Below are 20773 nucleotides of genomic sequence, written 5' to 3'. Positions count from 1 at the left end.
TAAATGGAGAGGATGGGGTGCGCGCAGTCTAGCGCAGACTGGTTGCGAAGATATGACGAAAGCGACTCGTTTGCGTCGCGCTCAGGGTAAGAGCAGCGATGAATCGCCATAAGAGAAGAAGCGGTATCGTTCGGCGATGGCATGGGCGTAAATCGCCATGACCCGATCACGCCCCATAAGCGCCGAGACAAGCATCATCAAGGTGGATTTCGGCAAATGAAAATTCGTCATCAATCCGTCCGCAAGCTGAAAGGAAAAGCCGGGTGTGATGAAGATATCGGTCTTGCCGGCCCAAGCACCAATCTGGCCGGGGCCAGTGGCTGCCGTTTCAATCAGTCGCAACGCTGTGGTGCCAACAGGAATGATCCGGCCGCCCGCCTTGCGGGCGGCCATGATCTGATCTGCCGCTTTATCTGTCACCTGCCCCCATTCGGCATGCATCTTGTGATCGCGGACATCATCGACCTTGACCGGCAGAAAGGTGCCCGCGCCGACATGCAAGGTCACTTCGCAAAACCCCACACCCATGTTGCGCAGGTGCGCCATCAGCCCGGCATCGAAATGCAACGATGCCGTTGGCGCGGCAACAGCCCCCGGTATGCGCGCGAAAACGGTTTGGTAATCGTCGCGGTCCTGCGCATCGGCGGCGCGGCGTCCCGCGATATACGGGGGCAAGGGCATCTGTCCGGCACTGTCGAGCGCAGCATCGAAAGCGTCGCCTTCCAGATTGAAGCGCAGCACAACATCTTCGGGGTTGCGCGCGACCACTTCGGCGCGCAGCGTATCACTAAAGACAATCTCTTCGCCAAGGGCCAGTTTGCGCAAGGGTTTGGCCAAGGCGCGCCAGCTTCCATCGGGTTGCGGCTCTATCAAAGTGATCTCGATTCGGGCACTGACCGGGCCTTGCGCGCTGTCGCGGTGGCGCTGCCCGGTCAAGCGGGCCGGAATGACCTTGGTGGTGTTGATGACCAGCAGATCACCGGGGCGCAGGATTTCCGGCAGATCGGCGACATGCCGGTCCTCGATCATGTCCCCGCGCGCCAGCAACATACGCGCCGCCTGGCGCGGGCGCACAGGGCGCGTCGCAATCAGGTCTTCCGGCAGGTCAAAATCAAAATCCGACAGCTTCATCGGTGGCACCCTTCGTGCGAATCTCTGGCAGCCCCTTTAACTTGGCCGTCAACTCGCTACAACAGACGCAACGCACTCGTGACACGGAGATGACTATGGCACAGACCGGCGATATGGCCCCCGATTTCACCCTGCCGCGCGATGGCCGTGGCGAGGTGACTCTCTCAGCGCTCAAACCTTCCAAGGTGGTGCTGTATTTCTACCCGCGCGACGACACACCGGGGTGCACCACTGAAGCACTGGAATTCACCGCACTGATTGCCGAGTTCGAGGCGGCTGGCGCCAAGGTCATCGGCATTTCCAAGGATACCGTGGCCAAGCATGACAAGTTCATCACCAAGCATGATCTGGGCGTGATCCTTGCGTCGGATGCAGACAGCGATGTGTGCGAACGCTACGGCGTCTGGGTCGAGAAGAACATGTATGGCAAAACCTCGATGGGGATCGAGCGCGCAAGCTTTCTGATTGATGGCGAGGGGCGCGTGGCGCAGGTCTGGCGCAAGGTAAAAGCCGCCGGTCACGCCGCCGAAGTGCTGGACGCTGCGCGCGCGCTATGACCCAAAGCCTGCGCGACATGGCTGTCGCGGTGCTGAACACCGCAGACGGGCGCGAGAAAACAGCCCTGTCGCGCAGGTATGCGGCCACGTGGTTTGCCGCGCGCAAGGCCGGTGCCCCCCTGCCCATCGGGCGCGGCACCCCGCCAGACCGGCCCGCGCGCCCTGCGCGCCCCGAATTGCTGGACCCGCGCGATGTGCCCCGCCGCCGCCCCGGCAGCTCGCAAGGGCGCATCGCCATTTTGCACGCGATTGCACATATCGAACTTAACGCGGTGGATTTGCATTGGGATCTGATCGCACGCTTTCACGATGTCGATATGCCGCTGGGCTTCTTTGATGACTGGGTGAAAGCGGCGGATGAGGAATCTAAACACTTCAATCTGATCTGCGATTGTCTGGAAGCGATGGGCAGCCATTATGGCGACATGCCCGCACATGCCGGAATGTGGCGCGCGGCAGAAGATACGGCAGGTGATATTCTAGGCAGGCTGGCCGTCGTGCCGATGGTGCTGGAAGCACGCGGCCTTGATGTCACGCCCGGCATGATCAAGATTTTCCAACAAGCCCGCGAAGAGGCAACCGTTGCGGCGTTGGAAGTCATCTATGCCGAAGAAGTCGGCCATGTGGCCTATGGGTCCAAATGGTTCAATTTCCTATGTGGGCGGCAGGGGTTGGACCCGCAACCTGTGTTTCTAGATTTGGTCAGGCGTTATTTCCACAGCCCGCTGAAGCCCCCATTCAATGAAGAAAAGCGCGCGCAAGCGGGGTTGCCGCCAGATTTTTACTGGCCTCTGACAGAGCCAGCGTGACCCGAACTTGCCCCTGATGCGGCACAGCGCACAGGGTAAGGTGTTAAGAAATATGCATATGGTTCCCAAAACCACGTTAATTTCGCCTGCTATCGGCAAGAAATTGCTGATATTGCCCTTGATCCGCTGTGTAACACCGCAACAGTGAATTAACGGATTGCTCCGTTGGCCCCGGACACGTAACAGAACCTTGGGTGTTTGCGGTAATGCGTAGGCTTGTTCTGTGTGGTGTAAGTGTTGTATCGCCAGTCGCACCCCAAGACCAGAAACAGCGGATAACAGGACGATTGCTTTGAAACGACTACTCGTTCGCGTGAATCAGCGACTGGAGCGCCACTTTCCCGAACAGCGCCTCTTCTTGCGGTCAAACAACACCACACGGTTCGTGCGTCTGCGCCCGGCCTCTCAGGCGGTGGGGGTTGCGTCGGTCGCGGTCTTTTTCGCATGGGGCGTGATCGCAACATCAATCTTGTTGATGGATGTCATCGGATCGGGAACGCTGCGCGACCAAGCGTTGCGAGAGCAGGCCAATTACGAACAACGCCTGAACCAGCTTGCCACAGAGCGCGACGCCCGCGCCCGCGAGACTGAAACAGCCCAAGCAAGATTTTCCGAGGCAATGGAACGCATGTCAGAGATGCAGATGCAATTGCTGACCTCCGAAGAGCGCAGGCTGGAACTGGAAACCGGGATTGACGCAATCCACAGCACCATTGGCCGCGTCACCCGCGAACGCGACGAAGCCCGCGCCCGCCTGACCGAAGTGACCCGCACACTTGAAGAAGAAACCGGGTCAACCCGCACCGCCGCCGACCGCAGCCGCGACAATGAACAGATGCTCGACTACCTGCTGGCCGCGATGGACCGCGCATCACATACCACCCATGACCTGAATGTCAGCGCCGAACAGGCGCAGAATCAGGCCCGCCATCTGGCAATGGAGAATGAGTTGCTGAAAGATCGCAACCATATGATCTTCAGCCAACTGGAAGAAGCGCTGGACGCAGTGGTCGCGCCGCTGGAACGTGTGTTCAACAGTGCCGGTGTATCACCCGACCAGATTCGCAGATTGGTGCGCCAAGGCGCGTCATCGCAAACCGCATCCTTGCGCCCCATCGCAATTTCGACCTCTGGCACATTCGGGATCAACCAAGATGTGTCGCGCGCCAATGCGATTCTGGACCGCATGGCAGATGTGAATGCCTATCGTCAGGGCATCGACCGCTTGCCGGTTGCACGGCCGGTCAGTGCCGGATCAGTGCGCCAGACATCCGGCTTCGGGATGCGCCGCCACCCGCTGACAGGGCGCAACACAATGCATAACGGCCTTGATTGGGCAGGGTCGCGCAACACACCCATTCTGGCTTCGGCGGATGGTGTGGTCAAAACTGCGGAACGGCAGCGCGGTTATGGCAATCTGGTTATCATCCAGCATGATTTTGGTATTGAGACATATTACGCTCATTTGAACTCGATGGACGTTCGGGCCGGACAAAGGGTCTCGCGCGGGCAGCGTATTGGTGGTATGGGCACTACGGGTGCGTCGACCGGTGTGCACCTGCACTACGAGGTGCGCGTCAATGGTCGGCCAGTGAATCCGATTACCTACATAAGGGCTGGACAACATGTTTTCTAAGAGTCGTATCAATGAACCCGGCCCCAAGGCCGAAGCAGAGCAAGCGCCTGCAAGATCCCCCGAAGCAACGCCTTCGTTTCTGCGTCAGAACAGCGCAGAATCAGCGCCCAGCCATGTCACAAAATCCAAGCCTGCCGCATCGGTCATGGCGTCAGATCTGACGATTACCGGCAATCTGAAGACAACCGGCGATGTGGTCATTGAGGGTATCGTCGATGGCGATATTCGTGCGCATCTGCTGACCGTCGGCGAAACGGCAACGATTCGCGGCGAGATTGTGGCCGATGACATTGTCATCAACGGTCGCGTCATTGGCCGCGTGCGTGGGCTGAAAGTGCGCCTGACCTCTTCTGCGCAGGTCGAGGGCGACATCATCCACAAGACAATCGCCATCGAATCCGGCGCGCATTTTGAAGGTTCGGTTCAGCGTCAGGATGACCCGCTGCAAACCAGCCGCGCCGCATCTGCGCCCGCCGCAGCGCCCGCAGCACCTGCAAAGGAAGCCGAGGCGAAGCCCGCGCAAAACTATCAGCAGCAGCGCCCCGAGGCATCGGATGCCGTGCGCAAAGCCGCCGAAGCAAAGAAATCCGCACAATCCTGAGCGTTCTCAGTCACGACGCCGAAAGAGCCGCGCCTTAGGGTGCGGCTTTTTGCTTTCACACGGGCACGAAGCGCGAAAGCGCAAAAGACAACGCCCCGGCCAATTATGACCGGGGCGTATCGAAGGTGACTTATGCGAGGACTGTCAGCCGATTAGGGCGTTCAGGCTTGCTGAGGGGCGCATCACGGCGGCGGTTTTCTTTGCATCGCCGTGGTAATAGCCGCCCAGATCAACAGCAGCGCCGCGCCCTGCCATCAGTTCTTGTGTGATCGCAGCTTCGCCATCGGCCAGCGCCTTGGCAATCGGGGCAAAATGGGCGGCAAGCGACGCATCTGCGTCTTGAGCGGCCAACGCTTCGGCCCAGTAGCGCGCAAACCAGTAATGGCTGTCACGGTTGTCAGGCTGGCCTACCTTGCGACCGGGCGAGCGGTCGTGATCGAGAATGCCTTGCGTCGCCACCTCAACTGCATCGCCCAGAACGCGCGCTTTGTCATTGCCACGCGCATCGGCCAGAAACTTGAAGCTTTCGCCCAGCGCGCAGAATTCACCCAGACTGTCCCAGCGCAGATGGTTTTCTTCCATCAATTGCTGCACATGCTTGGGGGCAGACCCGCCCGCACCGGTTTCAAACAACCCGCCGCCCTGCATCAGCTTGACGATGGACAGCATCTTGGCGCTGGTCGCCAGTTCCAGAATCGGGAACAGGTCGGTCAGATAGTCGCGCAGCACATTGCCGGTGATGGCAATGGTGTTTTCGCCCTTGGTGATCGTCTCCAGGCTGGCGCGGGTGGCGTCGCGTGGGGACATGATCTCGAACTTGTCGGCCACGCCTTTGGCTTCCAGCAGGGGTTTCACATAAGCGATCAGCTCTGCGTCATGGGCGCGCGCGGCATCCAGCCAGAAAATAGAGCGATAGCCGGTTGCTTTCTGGCGCTCGATGGCAAGCGTGACCCAATCCTCGATCGGCGCTTTGCGCACGCTGGCCGCGCGCCAGATGTCGCCCGCCTCGACGCTATGTTCATGCAGCACTGTGCCATCATCCAGCACCATGCGCACTGTGCCCGAATGCGGGATTTCAAATGTGGTGGGGTGGCTGCCGTATTCTTCAGCCTTTTGCGCCATCAGGCCAAGGTTCTGCACTGTGCCAGCGGTTGCAGGGTCCAGCGCGCCATTGGCTTTGAAGAACTTGATCGTCTCGTCATAGACGGGCGCATAAGAGTTGTCAGGGATGACACAATTGGTGTCATGCTCTGCCCCATCCGGCCCCCAGCCCTTGCCACCGCCACGGATCAGCGCAGGCATAGAGGCGTCGATAATCACATCCGAGGGCACGTGCAGATTGGTGATGCCCTTGTCGGAATTGACCATATACATAGGTGGACGCTCGGCGGTGACGCGCGCAATTGCGGCCATGATCGCAGGGCTGTCTTTGACGCGGGCCAGCAAGTCGCCCATGCCGGAATTGGGGTTCACGCCAAGGGCGGCCATTTCTTCGCCAAACTCGTCGAATACGGGTTTTAGCCAGACCTTGACCGCATGGCCAAAGATGATCGGGTCCGAGACCTTCATCATCGTGGCTTTCAGATGCAGTGAAAACAGTGTGCCTTCATCCTTGGTCGCCTGAATTTCCTGCTCCAGAAATGCGCCCAGCGCTTTGGCCGACATAAAGGTTGCATCCACAACCGTGCCTGCCGGGTAAGAAACGCCAGTCTTCAACACGGATTCGGACCCGTCCGCGCCTTGCAACACGATCTTTGCTGTGGCCGCCTTGCCCAAAGTGGCCGATGTCTCGTTCGAGAAGAAATCCCCCCCCGACATGGCCGCGACGCGGGTTTTGCTGTCAGGGCCCCATTTGCCCATGCGGTGCGGGTTTGCCTGTGCATAGCGCTTGACCGGTGCCGCAGCGCGACGATCGGAATTGCCTTCGCGCAGAACCGGGTTCACGGCAGAGCCTTTGATCGCATCAAACCGCGCGCGAATGGATTTTTCTTCATCGCTTTGCGGGTTTTCGGGGTAGTCCGGCAGCGCGTAGCCTTGCGCCTGCAACTCCTTGAGCGCCGCGACCAGTTGCGGCATAGAAGCCGAAATATTGGGCAGCTTGATGACATTGGCTTGCGGTGTCTTCACCAGCTCGCCCAGTTCGGCCAGATCATCATTCTGGCGCTGATCTTCGCGCAGATATTCGGGAAAAGATGAAATGATCCGCCCCGCCAACGAGATATCGCGCGTGCCGACAGTAACGCCTGCCGCCGTGGCGAATTTCTGAATGATCGGCAGAAACGAGGCTGAGGCAAGCTCGGGGGCTTCGTCAACCTTGGTGTAAATGATATCCGGAATGGTTTTGTCTGTCATGAGAGATGCCCTTTTTCAGCTATGCGCAGCATAGGCATATTTTCGGCCAAGGTAAACAGTGCACAATGGTATACAATGAAAAAATCTGCTTTCGTGCAGCGGCGGGTTTGTGGACATTTCGTTTCTGGTGCAAAGCCGCGCAGCGTCGGGCCGCGGTGCGGCGATCCGCGATTGCAGCTAGAGCACTTTATGCCAGCCAAATCCGAGCAAGATCAGAGCGTTGTGCTGGTGGCAGCCAAATCGCCGTGCCAGTGGGCGGCCCGGCGATGCGCGGCGGGCGGACGCCCTTGATTCCGCGCTTGGGGACAGTCCGCAATGGGGCTCGAAACCGCTACGGCATATCCTGCGCGAAAGGATAAAGACGGTGGCGCGGCAGTGAGCATCATGTCTCAATGCCGCGCCGGGGGTGTTAGAGGCTGGCGTCCAGTGCTGCCAGAATCGCATCGCCCATCTCGCTGGTCGATACAGGTGTTCCGTCATCTGGCCCCATCAGGTCAGCCGTGCGCACGCCATCGGCAAGCACGCGCTCGATCGCGGCTTCCAGACGCGCCGCCTCTTGCCCGTGATCGAAGCTGTAGCGCAGCGCCATCGCAAAGCTGAGGATACAGGCAATCGGGTTCGCCTTGCCCTGCCCTGCAATATCGGGTGCAGAACCGTGCACGGGTTCATAAAGCGCTTTCGGGCGGCCATTGGCCATAGGCGCACCGAGGCTGGCAGAGGGCAGCATGCCAAGCGAGCCAGTCAGCATGGCGGCCAGATCGGACAGCAGATCGCCAAACAGGTTGTCAGTCACGATGACGTCAAACTGCTTGGGCCAGCGGGTCAGTTGCATGGCCCCTGCATCCGCATACATGTGGCTTAGCTCAACCTCGGGGTATTCGCGGCCAATCTCGGTCACAACCTCGCGCCATAGAATGCCCGATTCCATGACATTGGCTTTTTCCATCGAACACAGCTTCTTGCCGCGCCGCATCGCCAGTTCAAACGCCGATTTCGCCACGCGCGCAATTTCGGATTCGGTGTAGCGTTGGGTATTGATGCCCACGCGCTCGTTGCCTTCTTCGAAAATTCCGCGCGGCTCTCCGAAATAGACGCCAGAGGTCAACTCGCGCACGATCATGATATCAAGGCCCGCGACCACGTCCTTTTTCAACGACGAGAAATCGGCCAGCGCATCGAAACACTGCGCAGGGCGCAGGTTCGAGAACAGGTCCATTTCCTTGCGCAGGCGCAGCAATCCGCGCTCTGGCTTCACGCTGAAATCGAGCGCGTCGTATTTCGGGCCGCCGACCGCCCCCAGAAGAACCGCATCAGCGGCATGTGCGCGCGCCATTGTGTCATCATGCAAAGGGGTGCCATGGGCATCATAGGCCACGCCCCCCACCAGATCTTCGCTGACATCAAAGGCAAGGCCGCGCTTTGTGCCGAACCAGTCGATAATCTTGCGCACTTCGGCCATAACCTCGGGGCCGATACCGTCGCCGGGCAGAATGAGCAGGGAAGGGTTGGTCATCAGATATCCTCTCGATTGTCGCATCACTGGCTAGAGACAGATCACAGGGGCGTCAAGGGACCGCGCATTGGCTTTGGTGTCTGCGCACCGCTGTGATATAATGTTTGTCCGATAATCAGAGGAGATCACGATATGACCAGACATCTGATCGACACCGCGCGGACATCGCTGAACACGCGTCTGAAGCAGTTTATCCAGATTGCGCGCAACTCGGCACCGCATGGCAGCACAAAAACCCTGATCGCCAGAATGCGCGCACACCCGGATCAGCGGCTTAGCGCCTATACCCGCATTGCCAGAGGGCGCAAAGCCTGACGCCCCTGCCTGCTGCGCCCCCGTCTGCGGCCAAGCCCCTGCGTCAGTGGTGGGATTTGCACAAGCTGTCGATTGCTTTCAGCTGCTCAAGCACGCCCGCCATCTGATCCAGTGGCACCATATTCGGTCCATCGGACGGGGCGCGGTCCGGGTCTTCATGCGTTTCAATGAACAGCCCCGCACAGCCCACAGCCAATGCGGCGCGGGCAAGCGGGGCCACAAATTCGCGCTGCCCCCCCGAACTGGTGCCCTGCCCGCCGGGTTGCTGCACGGAATGGGTGGCGTCAAATATGACCGGATAGCCCGTCTGCGCCATAATCGGCAGACCGCGCATGTCTGACACAAGCGTATTATAGCCAAAGGACGTGCCGCGTTCGCACAGCATGATGCGATCATTGCCAGTCGAGGCCACTTTGGCCGCTACATGCACCATGTCCCAAGGGGCCAGAAACTGCCCCTTCTTGATATTGATGACCCGCCCTGTTGCACCTGCGGCCAGCAAAAGATCGGTCTGGCGGCACAGAAAGGCCGGGATTTGCAGCACATCACATATTTCAGCAGCGGGCGCGCAATGGGCGGGCTCATGCACATCTGTCAGCACGGGGCAGCCAAATTCGGCGCGGATCTGGCCCAGAACTTCCAGCCCTTTATCCATGCCAAGCCCGCGCTTGCCCGACAGGCTGGAGCGGTTGGCCTTGTCATAGCTGGCCTTGAAAATGAACGGGATGCCAAGGCGCGCGCATGTCTCGGCAAGGCTGCCTGCGATATGGCGCGCATGTTCCAGCGATTCCATCTGACACGGCCCTGATATCAGCGCAAAGGGCAGCGCATTGCCAATCTCGACCTGTCCGATGCGAAGTGTCATGCGATCCCCTCTCGCTTCAAAACCGCCTCGATCCGGGCGACATCTTCGGGGTTGTTCAACTCCCAGAACTCGCGCCCGTGCCCATCAACCTCGACACAGGTGACAGGCAGGCCATGATAGAGAAAGCGCAACTGCTCCAGCCCTTCGAGATTTTCCAGATCACAGGCACCGGCCTGCATATACGCGGCCAGCGCCTTGGGGGTATAGGCATAGACGCCGACATGGTGAAAGGCGGGCACCTGCTCTGCGCCCGAATAGATGCGCCCAGTATAGGGCAGCACCTCTTTCGAGAAATACATCGCGCGGCCCTGCGCTGTCATCACGGCAGTCGTACCGCCCACACGCCCCGCGTGGCGATCTTCCACAAACCGCGCATGTGTTTTCGCTGTCAGGCGCAGCACGGGGGTTGCCACATCAGCACCGGCTGCGATGGCGTCAATCAAGGCCGTTACAAACCAGTTTGGGGTCAGTGGCGCGTCGCCTTGCAGGTTCACCACCACTTGCGGCGCAAATCCCAGCCGCGACACCGCATCAGCACAGCGCTCAGTGCCATTGGCGCAGGCGCTGTCGGTCATGACCACATCCGCACCAAAATCGCAGGCCGCATCGGCAATGCGCTCATCATCGGTGGCCACATAAACCGCATCGCCCCCCTCGACGGCCTTGGCCGCATTCCAGCTTCGCGCGATCAGGCTGCGGATTTCACCTGTGGCCCCGCGCAATCCGACAAGCGGCTTGCCCGGATATCGGCTGGACGCATAGCGCGCCGGAATGATGATTATTCTCTCGGGGGTCATTCAGATCACTCCTGCCCGCAGGCAATCATGCAGCCGGATCATGCCCTGCACCCGCTGCGCCTCGTCAACCACGCAGAGCGCGGTGATCTTGTTGCCATCCATGATGCGCACCGCCTCGGACACAAGCGCGTCCGGGGCAATGGTTTTGGGGTTGCGCGTGGCCACATCGCCTGCGCGCCGCGCCATTAGCCCGTCCATGTTGCGCCGCAAATCGCCGTCGGTGATGATCCCGCTCAGGATGCGGTCGCGCGCAACAATGGCCACGCCGTAACCTGTGCCTGTCATGCGCATCAGCACCGAGGACATCGGCTCATCTTCGGTCACAAGGGGCAAGCCATCGCCCTTATACATCAACTCGCCAACCCGCTGGAATTGCGCGCCCAGCTTGCCGCCCGGATGAAACAGATGAAAGCTCTCTGGCTCGAACCCGCGTTGTTTCATCACGGCCACAGCCAGCGCATCGCCCAGCGCAAGGCTCAGCGTGGTCGAGGTGGTGGGTGCAAGACCTATGGCACAGACTTCGGGCACATCGGGCAGGATCAGCGCCACGTCGGATTTTTGCGCAAGCGTGCTGTCAGCGTTTCCAGTGATCGAGATCAACTGAATACCAAAGCGCCGTGTGTAGGAAATCAGGTCGCTCAGCTCTGTCGTCTCGCCGGATTTGGACAGCAGCAGGCAAGCGTCATCGCCCACGATCATGCCCATGTCGCCATGACTGGCCTCGGCGGCATGGACGAAATAAGACGGCGTTCCGGTAGAGGCGAAGGTCGCCGCGATCTTGCGCCCGACATGGCCGGATTTCCCGATCCCTGCCACCACAAGCCGCCCTTTGGTTTCAAGAATTGTCAGCACAGCATCCGCAAAACGCGTGTCCAACGCATCGGCCATCGTGCGCAATGCATCCGCTTCGGCGCAAAGCACCGTCTTGCCATCGGCAATAGTCTTGCCTTGCGTCGCGCTGGGTTTGGCTTGCGGTATCACGGTGAAAGGGTCCTTTCGCGACCAGTTCGCGTCAGTGCCAGCTACGGGAACACCATGCCGAAAGTCAACATTGCACGCATCGACGCGCGCAGGAAAAGGGCGGCAGCGGCTTGCGATCCCCTGAATATGCGATGGCCCTATTCCGCCGGAGTGAGCACCTTGAAGGGCCGGACTGGCCGGAACGTGCGGTTTTTGAAAACGCGCACGCCCCACACATAGCTGAGCACGAACAAGGCCCCGAACATCGCCCATGCCGCCAGCGCCAGATACGGCGCATCATACAGCATGACAGCGGCGACAACCGGCATGGCCGCGAATGGCAGGATGACAAGACCGGTCAGTGAATTCATCGCCCGTGCAGACAACCTGTTGCCCCCGAATTGTGACAGCAACCGATAGGTGAACTGATGAAAATGCATCCGGTCAGGCGCATCCACCGGTTTGCCCTGATACCACCGCCGATGCATCGCCAGCAATGTATCGGCAGCAGGCCAGAAGAACATCAGCGACAGCCCCATCATCGTTGCCTGTGGCACGTGCATGGCCAGCAAGATCGACAGCCACACAAGAATATGGCCAATCCCATACGCGCCAGCATCCCCAAGAAAGATGCGCCCCAAGGGCCAGTTGAACAGGATGAACCCCAAAAGCGCCGGGATCAGGGCGAAACTGAACAGCGCCAGCGTATCTTGCCCGTTTTCGCGCGCGATCCACCACAGGCCGGTTGCAATCACAATCCCCAAGCCCGCGGTCAGCCCGTTCACACCATCAATCAGATTGAAACCATGGCAGATGCCGGTGCACCACAGCATTGTCACCGGAATTGCCACCAGCGCCAGTCGCAAGACGTAATCCAACGCGGCAACGCCGGTCGCCGCCACCCAGACATTCAGCATGAAGATCATGAACAGGCACGAAGAAGCTGCGGCCAGAAGCCGTCCGCGCGGCGCAACACGGTAGCCCAGATCCTCGGCCAGTCCGGCCAAGACCACAGGCACAAGCGAGATGGCGAACATACCGAAGATCCGGCTTAGGGACTGCGGGATGATCAACATCGCCAGCGCTGCTGCCAGTATGATGCCCACACCCCCCAGCCGTGGCGTGATATCACAATGCAGCGCTTGTCGCGCGCCGATATCATCCCGCGATCTGAGCAAAGGCATATACAGGTTTCGCGCCACGACCAGAACGCCACAAATGCTAAAAGACACCAAAAATATAAGAATGAATTTGGTAAAATCTATCAAAGCTACACCTGCGTCAAAATGATACTAATCTAAAATGATCGCCCGATAAGCGGCGCAAAAATTAATATTAGTTAACAAAAGGTAAGGTTAAGTATATAATGTCTTGATTGTATCGCGCCCATTCTGACATAACTACATAAAAATAGTTTTTTATACCCGCCTTACGCGAAAACCCGAAAATTGTCGTGTGAGATGACACGGAAGTTGTCGGAGATGGTGTCGCGGAAGCTCCGCCATTCGTTGGGGAGGGTTTTTCGAAAAAATGCGAGTATCGCATCGGCAAATTGCTTTTGCGTGGGATAATACTGATTGTGTGTGACACAGCGGTGCATGACGGCCCACAATCGTTCAATCGGGTTGAGATGTGGGCAATATGGCGGCAATGGGATCAAGTGGATGCGGCAGTCCGGCCTTGCAAGGAAGTCTCGCACCTCTTGCCCTTTATGATACGCCGCGTTGTCCCAGATCACGTGGATGAGGCGCTTGTAAGGGTTGGATGCCTCGATTTTGGCCAAGAGCTGGACAGCGCTGATCCCGTCTACCGTAATCGGCTCGACAAACGACAAATCGAATGTTTCCAAGTTCAGTGCACCATGGATGTTCACACGCCCACGCCCTGCTGTGGTCTGCACGGCAGGATTTGTCCCGGCCTTCACCCAACCATAAGCCGGTTTCGTCTGATACTCCGGATGCACGGCATCTGCGAAATAGACAGCTTCATCAGCCCCCAACTCGTTCAGCAAGCGCTGATACATCTCGATGAAGGCGGCTTGTGCTGCGGCAGGCGCAACGCGCGGAAGTCCCTTCGGCTTGCGATACTCAAACCCCAGACGCGTCAGAAGCTTGATGCAGCCAGAATGGGAATACTCCAAGCCATACGTCGCGGAGATATGGGCCCGGACCTCGGTCGTCGAACGACAAAAACGATCCTCCAGCCACGCGCTGAGTTCGGCCTCCTGAGCCGAGGTCATCCGGGATTGACCGCCCTTCCATCCATCAGTGGATAGGAGGTCCCAGCCCCCTTCGCGGTAAGCCTTGTACCAAAGACGAACCGTATCATCGTCAAGGTAAAGAAATTCGGCGATCAGTTGGCAGGATTTGCCCTCATCCAGCAGCAAAATCGCATTGGCGCGACGCGCAACACCGTGATCCTCGCGATGGCGTCGCACACAGGACATCAGCTCAGCACGTTCTGAAGATGTCAGGAATTTCGGCTCAATACGCATGAACCCATCAGAATCCAATCAAACCGAACCGTCAAGCAAAACTCGGGTTCCACAGGACTCGGAGTATAGGAAAATTTTATGCATTTTATCGCAGGTTTGTTAAATGAATTGCCCGTCACGGCAGGCCCATGCCCTCACATCGCGCCTCCGCTTCGGGCATTTTTCACGTTAACATTTATTAATAAATTCAATCCGTCACGGATATGTCTGCCGGTTATATCCGATTTTCCGCGTCGTCAGCGCTCGGTAAGAACTTGCCTGTACTGACATAGAAACGGCACGCGCGCGCCTACGCACTCAGTTCGCTGCGCGCACAAACATAGGTTGATCTCTGGCATAGGTTTGCTGGCGCGCCCCGGCGCGTGGCGAAAGTATTAACAGAGTGAATCTGAATTTGTGCAGCAATATTGCGGTGCAATAGTTTGCAGTGGCAGAACCAGCGGATTATCGAAGCCGTTTGAACAGCAGCATATCCTCATAGAACCCTTCCATCCGGTCCAGCCTTTGACGGGTTTCTTCCCAGTTCTTTTCCTGAATGGCAGAGAGCAGCGCTTCAACCAAACCAACCAGCGGAACAATCGTGTCCCATGCCGAGGGCACTTCGACATGGCTGGTCAGGATATGCTGCGCCATCCCAGCACAGGGCGACACCCAACGGTCTGTCACCAGCACAATCTCGACCCCTTGGGCATGTGCCAGTTCGGCGAATTGCTGCATCATTGGCTCGTAGCGGCGAATATCAAACACCACAAGCACATCGCGCTCTGACATTTCCAGCAGGGCCGGGGGCCATGTGTTGGGCAAGCTGGACAGCAATGTCACATCACTGCGCATCACATGCAGCGCAGTTGCGAAATATTCGGCAACCGAACGGGTAAGACGTCCGCCCATCAGATGCACAGGGCGCGATTTATCGGCCAGTATTCCCGATACAGTATCGAACACATGCAAATCCTGCTGGCTGAGGGTCTGGCTGAGATTGTCTATCACGCTGGCCGCAAAGCGGTTCAGCGGGTGATCGCGCTGTGAGATATCGGCCCATTTCTCGTGCTTGGCGATCGGAGAGGCCAGACGCTCGCCCATTTCCTCGTGCAGTTTTGCGCGAAATTCCGGATAGCCCGAATACCCCAACTTGCGCACAAGGCGCACGACAGTCGGGCCGGAAACACCTGCGGCCTGCGCGATTTCAGACACGGACCCCAAAACAGTACGCGGAAAATTACTCAGCATATAGCTGGTCAGTTGCCGCTCGGCGCGGGTCATGGCTGACATGGCCGCGCGCAGGCGATCTTCCATTGTCTGGTATTGGATCACCGCACATCTCCTGCTGCTGATGCCTGAAAAATTATCATCCAGTTTGTAATGATTGTTTCAAAAAAGAAAGAGAAGAAACAAGCTTGACATAAAAACCAGACTCAGTGCAGCCTGTGACACGGCGCTTTCGGCGGACCAAGGGTGCAAACCATGACACGGCAGGACGAAACATCAAGTTGGGCAGGCATGGTCCTTGGCTGGGATGTGTCCGGCGCAATTGCGCAAGACACAGCAGCGCCCGGTTTAATCCTGATTTGTGAACATGCCTCTAACCGGGTTGTGCCCCCTTGGGACATTGCGGGCGTCGAGTTGATGAACTCGCATGCCGCCAGCGACCCCGGTGCGCTGGGGTTGGCGCTGGCGCTGGGGCCGCAACTGGCCCGCAGTTGTGGCGGGGCCGAGGTGATCCATGCCCCCCTCTCGCGCTTGATTTATGACCTGAACCGCAGCCCCGACCGGCCCGAAGCCTGTCCTGTGCAATCGGAAATCCATCACATAGCGATGAATGAAGGACTTAGCACCTCCGAGCGCCTTGCGCGGATGCAAGCCTTATACCTTCCCTTTCATGATCTGGTGCGTGCCCGTGTGGCGCGGGCGCTCGCACTTGGGCAACGGCCTGTGATCCTGACCATCCATTCCTTTTCGCCAAGCTGGCACGGTGTGCCGCGCAGGGTCGAATTTGGCGTCATCCATGACGATCTGCCCGCCCTTGCCTGCCAGATCGTGGTCGAGGCGGCGGGGCTTGGCCTGCGCACAGAGCTGAATGCGCCCTATTCTGCGGCGGATCATGTGACCCACACCTTGCGACTGCATGCCCTGCCCTACGGGCTGGAGAATGCGATGCTGGAATTGCGCAATGACCTGATCGCCACGCCAGAGGCGCAAAAGGCCATCGCGTCGCGGCTGGCCCCTGTTTTGTCACGCGCGATCGCGCGGGTCTCGGAGGTGACATGCCCCGCGCTTTGATCGCCTTTGTTCATCTGGTCGAGGCCCTGAATTACCGCATCGGGCGACTGGCCATGTGGGGGCTGTTCGTGCTGATGGGGGTGCTGGCTTGGGGTGCGGTGGCGCGCGCCGGTTTCAGCCCGCAAATCTGGACAGACGAGATGGCGCAATTTCTGCTGTTGGGCTATTTCATGTTGGGCGGGGCCTATGCGCTGCAAATGGGGTCTGCTGTGCGGATGGACCTGCTCTATTCGCGCTGGTCCGACCGCACCAAGGCGGCGGTTGATGCCATGACCATTTTCACGCTTCTGATCTATCTGGGCGTCCTGCTGTGGGGCGGGATTGAAAGCACGCAATACGCGCTGGAATACGGCGAGCGGCGGCGTGGCATGTGGCGGCCCTACATGGCCCCAATCAAAATTATCATGTGCATTGGCATCGTGCTGATGATCCTGCAATGCACGGCGTTTCTGATCCGCGACATAGCAAAATTGCGGGGCGTCGAGATCAAGGAGCGCCACGCCTGATGTCCTATGAAATGATCGCAGCGCTGATGTTCGGCTCGATGTTGATGGTCATGTTGACCGGCCAGCGCATGTTTGGCGTGATCGGCTTTGTCGCTGTGGTGGCGGCAATCGGACTGTGGGGGGATCGGGGCGGGCATGATCTGGCCTTCGCCCAGACGATCAAGCTGATGAACTGGTTTCCCCTGATGACGCTGCCGATGTTCATTTTCATGGGCTATGTGCTGTCGGAAAGCAAACTGGCGGATGATCTGTACCGCATGTTTCATGTCTGGTTCGGCCCGGTGCCCGGCGGGCTGGCGATTGGCACGATCCTGTTGATGGTGCTGATTTCGGCGATGAACGGACTGTCTGTTGCAGGCATGGCGATTGGGGCGACGATTGCACTGCCCGAATTGTTGAAACGCAATTACAACAAACTGATGGTGACGGGCGTCATTCAGGCGGGGTCGTCGCTTGGAATTTTGGTGCCGCCTTCGGTGGTGCTGGTGCTTTATGCCATGATCGCGCGCCAGCCGGTGACGCATTTATGGGCGGCAGGGCTGTTGCCGGGGCTAATGCTGGCGGGCTTGTTCATCCTCTATATCTGGCTGCGCTGCCGGATGAACCCCGACCTTGGCCCGGTGATTGACCCTGATGAGCTGGCGCAAGTGACCAAGCGCGAAAAGTACCTGCTGCTGCTGTCGGGCCTGATGCCCTTGGGGATTTTCGCGGTCATGATGGTGCCCTTCGTGCTGGGCTACACACGGCTGGTGGAAAGCTCGGTCGTGGGGGCGTTGGCCGCACTGGCGGTCAGCGTGTTGAAAGGCCGCATGACATGGGCGATTCTTGAGGTCTGCACCAAGAAAACATTGGCGATTTCGTGCATGTTCCTGTGGATCATTCTGGCCGCACTGGCCTTTGGGGCCGTTTTCGATGGCTTACGCGCCGTCGATTTCGTACGCGCGCTGTTCATGGACAACCTTGGACTGGGGCGCTGGGAAATCCTGATCCTGATGCAGATTTCCTTTATCCTGATGGGCATGTTTCTGGATGACACCGCGATGCTGGTGATCGTCGCACCGCTTTATGTGCCGATTGTGCGTATGCTGGAATTCGATCTGATCTGGTATGGTGTGCTTTATACAATCACGTGTCAGATCGCCTATATGACGCCGCCCTTCGGCTATAACCTGTTTCTTATGCGCGCCATGGCCCCGAATGAGGTGTCCTTGGGCGATATCTACCGCTCGATCATTCCCTTTGTCGGGGTGATGATACTGGGGTTAAGCCTGATTATGGTCTTTCCCCAGATCGCACTCTGGCTACCGGGCGTGCTGTTCCCCTGAACCAAAAATAGGCGCGAGCCAACGTGCCGCCTCTCACTCTCAACCCCAACCGGAAGGACAAGACCATGACCACGACAAGACGGAAGTTCCTGACCACTGGCGCGCTGGGTGGCGCGGCGGCCCTTGCCGCCCCCGCCGTCAAGGCACAATCGCCGATCCGCTGGCGGCTGCAAACCTATGCGGGTGCGGCCCTTGGCGCACAGGTGGCCAAACCTGCCATTGACATGTTCAACGCCATCGCAGGCGATGAAATGCAGATTGACCTGTATTATGCTGACCAGCTTGTCCCCACGGAAGAGCTGTTTCAGGCCATGCAGCGCGGCACCATCGACGCGGTGCAATCGGATGACGACTCCATGGCTTCGCCGACCGAAGTCACAGTATTTGGCGGCTATTTCCCCTTTGCCAGCCGCTACAGCCTTGATGTGCCCGCGTTGTTCAATGACTGGGGCCTGAATGAAATCTGGGCCGAGGAATATGAGAAAGTCGGGATCAAGCATATCTCGGCAGGGTCATGGGACCCGTGCCATTTCATCACATCCTCGCCCATCACCTCGCTGGCTGATCTTGAGGGCAAGCGGGTGTTCACCTTCCCGACCGCAGGCCGCTTCTTGTCGCAATTCGGGGTCGTGCCGGTGACTGTGCCGTGGGAAGACGTGGAAATCGCGCTGCAAACCCGCGAGATCGACGGGGTTGCATGGTGCGGGATCACCGAAGCCTATGAGGTGGGCTGGGCCGATATTTGCAGCCATTTCCTGACCAACAACATCTCGGGGGCGTGGATCGGGCATTTCTTTGCCAATATGGACCGCTGGAATGAGTTGCCCGAGCATCTGCAAAAGCTGCTGGCCACATGTTTCGAGCAATCACATTACTATCGCCAGCACTGGTATTGGGCGGGCGAGGCGCGCCTGCGCACCGAAGGTGACAAGCTGGAGCTGACCTCGATCCCGGATGCGGAATGGGGCACAGTTGAAGGGGCGGCACGCGAGTTCTGGGAAGAGATCGCCGCAGAATCCGAAACCAAGGCAAAGGTGGTGGATATCTTCCGCAACTATAACGCAGCGATGGATATGGCCGGACGGCCCTATCGGTACTCTTGACGCAAAAGGCCGGGGGGCTGTCTGCCCCCCGGACCCCCCGAGAGTATTTTTCGCAAGAAAATGAGCATGATGCGCGCGAGGCGTAGCGGAGGATGGCAATGCCGGGACAGATGAGTTTGGACGAGTTGCGCGTGGCGTTTGACGCAGGCGAGATTGATACGGTTCTGGTCGCTGCACCTGATATGCAGGGGCGGCTGATGGGCAAGCGGTTTCATGCCGCGCATTTCCTCGAGTCCGGGTATAACGAGACGCATTGCTGCAACTACCTGCTGGCCACAGATATGGAGATGCTGACGGTTGAAGGCTATGCCTCGACCAGTTGGGCCAAAGGGTATGGCGATTATACCATGAAGCCAGACCTTGCCACATTGCGCCGCGTGCCGTGGTTGCCGGGCACTGCGTTGGTTCTGTGCGATCTGCTGGATCATCACACGCATGAAGAGGTCGCAGTGTCCCCGCGTGCGATCCTGAAGCGTCAGGTCGCGCGGGCGCGCGAGATGGGCTATGCGGCGATGGCGGCGACAGAGTTGGAATTTTATATTTTCGAGCAAAGCTATGACGCGCTGCGCGATGGTGGCACCGATCATCTGACCCCGATTTCAAGCTATAATGAGGATTACCACCTGTTCCAGACCTCAAAAGAGGAGCCGTTGATGCGAAGCTTGCGCAACGGGCTATATGGCGCGGGGATTCCGGTTGAAAACTCCAAGGGGGAGGCAGAGGCCGGGCAGGCAGAGATCAACATTCGCTATGCCGAGATGCTGACCACTGCCGATTACCATGTGATGACCAAGCAGGCGACTAAGGAAATTGCGCATGGGTTGGGCAAATCCGTAACCTTTATGGCGAAATATGATCACAGGCGGGCGGGGTCGTCCAGCCATGTGCATCAGTCACTCTGGAGTCTGGACGGGGTGCCCGCCTTTCTGGACCGGGACGCGGAATATGGCATGTCGGCAGTGATGCGGCAGTATATGGCGGGGCAACTGGCCCATGCGGGCGAATTGACCGCGCTGCTGGCCCCCAATGTGAACAGCTACAAGCGGTTTTGCGTGGGCATGTTCGCGCCGACCAAGGCGGTCTGGTCGCTGGACAACCGCACAGCGGGGTTCCGGGTGTGCGGGGATGGCACAAAGGCCGTGCGGGTGGAGTGCCGAATCGGCGGGGCGGATCTAAACCCGTATCTGGCCTGCGCAGGCCTGCTGGCGGCAGGATTGGCGGGCCTTGAGCAGGGGCTGGAACTGGAGCCGGAGATGCGCGGCGACAGCTACCAGAACCGGGGCGCGCGGGAAATTCCGAAGACTTTGCGCCATGCCGCCGATTTGCTGGAAGGGTCTGCCATGTTGCGCGCGGCCTTTGGCGACGAGGTGGTGGAGCATTACACCCATGCTGCACGCTGGGAGATTGAGGAGCATGACCGCGTTGTGACCGATTGGGAACGCAAGCGGTTGCTGGAGCGGGGCTAGGGGGCGCTGCCCCCTCTTGGCCTATGGCCAATTCACCCCCGGAGTATTTGGCGCAAGAAAATG

19 protein-coding genes are annotated in these 20773 nt (G+C 58.8%); 10 read left to right on the top strand and 9 right to left on the bottom strand.

Features of this window, described 5'->3' with window-relative positions:
- Nucleotides 1-81: 81 nt before the first annotated feature.
- Nucleotides 82-1131, bottom strand: coding sequence for a tRNA preQ1(34) S-adenosylmethionine ribosyltransferase-isomerase QueA (gene queA, locus BD293_RS01425; protein WP_142079502.1), 1050 nt, complete (start codon nt 1129-1131; stop codon nt 82-84).
- A 95-nt stretch (nt 1132-1226) separates the two neighbouring features.
- Between queA and BD293_RS01420 the strand changes: the two genes are divergently transcribed.
- The 4 genes from BD293_RS01420 (at nt 1227) to BD293_RS01405 (ending at nt 4734) form a co-directional block, all read left to right on the top strand.
- Nucleotides 1227-1688: a peroxiredoxin gene (locus BD293_RS01420; RefSeq protein WP_142079500.1), complete on the top strand. Its 462-nt coding sequence runs from the start codon at nt 1227-1229 to the stop codon at nt 1686-1688.
- Complete coding sequence (locus tag BD293_RS01415; RefSeq protein WP_246086175.1) at nt 1685-2497, top strand: ferritin-like domain-containing protein; 813 nt, start codon at nt 1685-1687, stop codon at nt 2495-2497. The genes BD293_RS01420 and BD293_RS01415 overlap by 4 nt, the downstream gene beginning before the upstream one ends.
- Nucleotides 2498-2789: 292 nt before the next feature.
- A complete protein-coding gene (locus tag BD293_RS01410; protein WP_142079498.1) occupies nt 2790-4133 on the top strand; it encodes a DUF5930 domain-containing protein in 1344 nt (447 codons plus the stop codon).
- On the top strand, nt 4123-4734 hold the full coding sequence (locus BD293_RS01405) for a bactofilin family protein (protein ID WP_142079497.1): 612 nt from the start codon (nt 4123-4125) through the stop codon (nt 4732-4734). Before BD293_RS01410 ends, BD293_RS01405 begins: the two co-directional genes overlap by 11 nt.
- Nucleotides 4735-4878: 144 nt before the next feature.
- Here BD293_RS01405 and BD293_RS01400 read toward each other — a convergent pair whose 3' ends face one another.
- Together BD293_RS01400 and leuB are read right to left on the bottom strand one after the other, a co-directional pair.
- The gene (locus BD293_RS01400; RefSeq protein WP_142079495.1) at nt 4879-7086 is read right to left on the bottom strand and encodes an NADP-dependent isocitrate dehydrogenase; all 2208 of its coding nucleotides are present in this window, start codon (nt 7084-7086) and stop codon (nt 4879-4881) included.
- Nucleotides 7087-7495: 409 nt separating this feature from the next.
- Nucleotides 7496-8599 carry a 3-isopropylmalate dehydrogenase gene (gene leuB, locus BD293_RS01395; protein WP_142079493.1) on the bottom strand — a complete coding sequence of 368 codons (1104 nt, stop codon included), beginning with the start codon at nt 8597-8599 and terminating at the stop codon, nt 7496-7498.
- 132 nt (nt 8600-8731) lie between these two features.
- Between leuB and BD293_RS01390 the strand changes: the two genes are divergently transcribed.
- Nucleotides 8732-8914 (top strand): hypothetical protein, encoded by a 183-nt coding sequence (locus BD293_RS01390; RefSeq protein WP_142079491.1) that lies wholly within the window; start codon nt 8732-8734, stop codon nt 8912-8914.
- Between the two features lie 43 nt (nt 8915-8957).
- On the opposite strand, the gene kdsA is transcribed toward BD293_RS01390, so the two are convergent.
- From kdsA to BD293_RS01360, 6 genes are all read right to left on the bottom strand, one after another.
- Nucleotides 8958-9779 carry a 3-deoxy-8-phosphooctulonate synthase gene (gene kdsA, locus BD293_RS01385; RefSeq protein WP_142079490.1) on the bottom strand — a complete coding sequence of 274 codons (822 nt, stop codon included), beginning with the start codon at nt 9777-9779 and terminating at the stop codon, nt 8958-8960.
- Nucleotides 9776-10576 carry a 3-deoxy-manno-octulosonate cytidylyltransferase family protein gene (locus tag BD293_RS01380; RefSeq protein WP_142079488.1) on the bottom strand — a complete coding sequence of 267 codons (801 nt, stop codon included), beginning with the start codon at nt 10574-10576 and terminating at the stop codon, nt 9776-9778. The genes kdsA and BD293_RS01380 overlap by 4 nt, the downstream gene beginning before the upstream one ends.
- Nucleotides 10577-11557 (bottom strand): KpsF/GutQ family sugar-phosphate isomerase, encoded by a 981-nt coding sequence (locus BD293_RS01375; protein ID WP_246086174.1) that lies wholly within the window; start codon nt 11555-11557, stop codon nt 10577-10579.
- 137 nt (nt 11558-11694) lie between these two features.
- Nucleotides 11695-12720, bottom strand: coding sequence for an MraY family glycosyltransferase (locus BD293_RS01370; RefSeq protein WP_142079485.1), 1026 nt, complete (start codon nt 12718-12720; stop codon nt 11695-11697).
- A 245-nt stretch (nt 12721-12965) separates the two neighbouring features.
- Nucleotides 12966-14030 carry an IS630 family transposase gene (locus BD293_RS01365; RefSeq protein WP_142079384.1) on the bottom strand — a complete coding sequence of 355 codons (1065 nt, stop codon included), beginning with the start codon at nt 14028-14030 and terminating at the stop codon, nt 12966-12968.
- A gap of 444 nt (nt 14031-14474) precedes the next feature.
- Nucleotides 14475-15344, bottom strand: a complete 870-nt coding sequence (locus BD293_RS01360) for a MurR/RpiR family transcriptional regulator (RefSeq protein WP_142079483.1) — start codon at nt 15342-15344, stop codon at nt 14475-14477.
- Between the two features lie 150 nt (nt 15345-15494).
- On the opposite strand from BD293_RS01360, the gene BD293_RS01355 reads away from it, so the two are divergent.
- From BD293_RS01355 to BD293_RS01335, 5 genes are all read left to right on the top strand, one after another.
- Nucleotides 15495-16310, top strand: a complete 816-nt coding sequence (locus BD293_RS01355) for an N-formylglutamate amidohydrolase (RefSeq protein ID WP_142079482.1) — start codon at nt 15495-15497, stop codon at nt 16308-16310.
- Nucleotides 16295-16816, top strand: a complete 522-nt coding sequence (locus tag BD293_RS01350; protein ID WP_142079481.1) for a TRAP transporter small permease subunit — start codon at nt 16295-16297, stop codon at nt 16814-16816. The genes BD293_RS01355 and BD293_RS01350 overlap by 16 nt, the downstream gene beginning before the upstream one ends.
- Nucleotides 16816-18141, top strand: coding sequence for a TRAP transporter large permease (locus tag BD293_RS01345; protein WP_142079480.1), 1326 nt, complete (start codon nt 16816-16818; stop codon nt 18139-18141). Before BD293_RS01350 ends, BD293_RS01345 begins: the two co-directional genes overlap by 1 nt.
- A gap of 65 nt (nt 18142-18206) precedes the next feature.
- Nucleotides 18207-19244: a TRAP transporter substrate-binding protein gene (locus BD293_RS01340; protein WP_142079478.1), complete on the top strand. Its 1038-nt coding sequence runs from the start codon at nt 18207-18209 to the stop codon at nt 19242-19244.
- A 98-nt stretch (nt 19245-19342) separates the two neighbouring features.
- Complete coding sequence (locus BD293_RS01335) at nt 19343-20710, top strand: glutamine synthetase family protein (RefSeq protein WP_142079477.1); 1368 nt, start codon at nt 19343-19345, stop codon at nt 20708-20710.
- The last annotated feature ends 63 nt before the right edge of the window (nt 20711-20773 follow it).

Origin of the sequence: Roseinatronobacter monicus (assembly GCF_006716865.1) — a bacterium.
GTDB lineage: Bacteria > Pseudomonadota > Alphaproteobacteria > Rhodobacterales > Rhodobacteraceae > Roseinatronobacter > Roseinatronobacter monicus.
The sequence above is the reverse complement of the archived record's forward strand: the minus strand, read 5'-3'. Positions and strand labels throughout refer to the sequence as shown.

Excerpts from the sequence above, each read along its gene's own strand:
- BD293_RS01415 (WP_246086175.1), top strand. The coding sequence starts at position 1,685 with ATGACCCAAAGCCTGCGCGACATGGCTGTCGCGGTGCTGAACACCGCA.
- BD293_RS01390 (WP_142079491.1), top strand. The coding sequence starts at position 8,732 with ATGACCAGACATCTGATCGACACCGCGCGGACATCGCTGAACACGCGT.
- BD293_RS01380 (WP_142079488.1), bottom strand. The coding sequence starts at position 10,576 with ATGACCCCCGAGAGAATAATCATCATTCCGGCGCGCTATGCGTCCAGC.
- BD293_RS01340 (WP_142079478.1), top strand. The coding sequence starts at position 18,207 with ATGACCACGACAAGACGGAAGTTCCTGACCACTGGCGCGCTGGGTGGC.
- BD293_RS01345 (WP_142079480.1), top strand. The coding sequence starts at position 16,816 with ATGTCCTATGAAATGATCGCAGCGCTGATGTTCGGCTCGATGTTGATG.
- queA (WP_142079502.1), bottom strand. The coding sequence starts at position 1,131 with ATGAAGCTGTCGGATTTTGATTTTGACCTGCCGGAAGACCTGATTGCG.
- BD293_RS01420 (WP_142079500.1), top strand. The coding sequence starts at position 1,227 with ATGGCACAGACCGGCGATATGGCCCCCGATTTCACCCTGCCGCGCGAT.
- BD293_RS01405 (WP_142079497.1), top strand. The coding sequence starts at position 4,123 with ATGTTTTCTAAGAGTCGTATCAATGAACCCGGCCCCAAGGCCGAAGCA.
- BD293_RS01355 (WP_142079482.1), top strand. The coding sequence starts at position 15,495 with ATGACACGGCAGGACGAAACATCAAGTTGGGCAGGCATGGTCCTTGGC.
- kdsA (WP_142079490.1), bottom strand. The coding sequence starts at position 9,779 with ATGACACTTCGCATCGGACAGGTCGAGATTGGCAATGCGCTGCCCTTT.
- BD293_RS01400 (WP_142079495.1), bottom strand. The coding sequence starts at position 7,086 with ATGACAGACAAAACCATTCCGGATATCATTTACACCAAGGTTGACGAA.
- BD293_RS01370 (WP_142079485.1), bottom strand. The coding sequence starts at position 12,720 with ATGCCTTTGCTCAGATCGCGGGATGATATCGGCGCGCGACAAGCGCTG.
- BD293_RS01365 (WP_142079384.1), bottom strand. The coding sequence starts at position 14,030 with ATGCGTATTGAGCCGAAATTCCTGACATCTTCAGAACGTGCTGAGCTG.
- leuB (WP_142079493.1), bottom strand. The coding sequence starts at position 8,599 with ATGACCAACCCTTCCCTGCTCATTCTGCCCGGCGACGGTATCGGCCCC.
- BD293_RS01335 (WP_142079477.1), top strand. The coding sequence starts at position 19,343 with ATGCCGGGACAGATGAGTTTGGACGAGTTGCGCGTGGCGTTTGACGCA.
- BD293_RS01350 (WP_142079481.1), top strand. The coding sequence starts at position 16,295 with ATGCCCCGCGCTTTGATCGCCTTTGTTCATCTGGTCGAGGCCCTGAAT.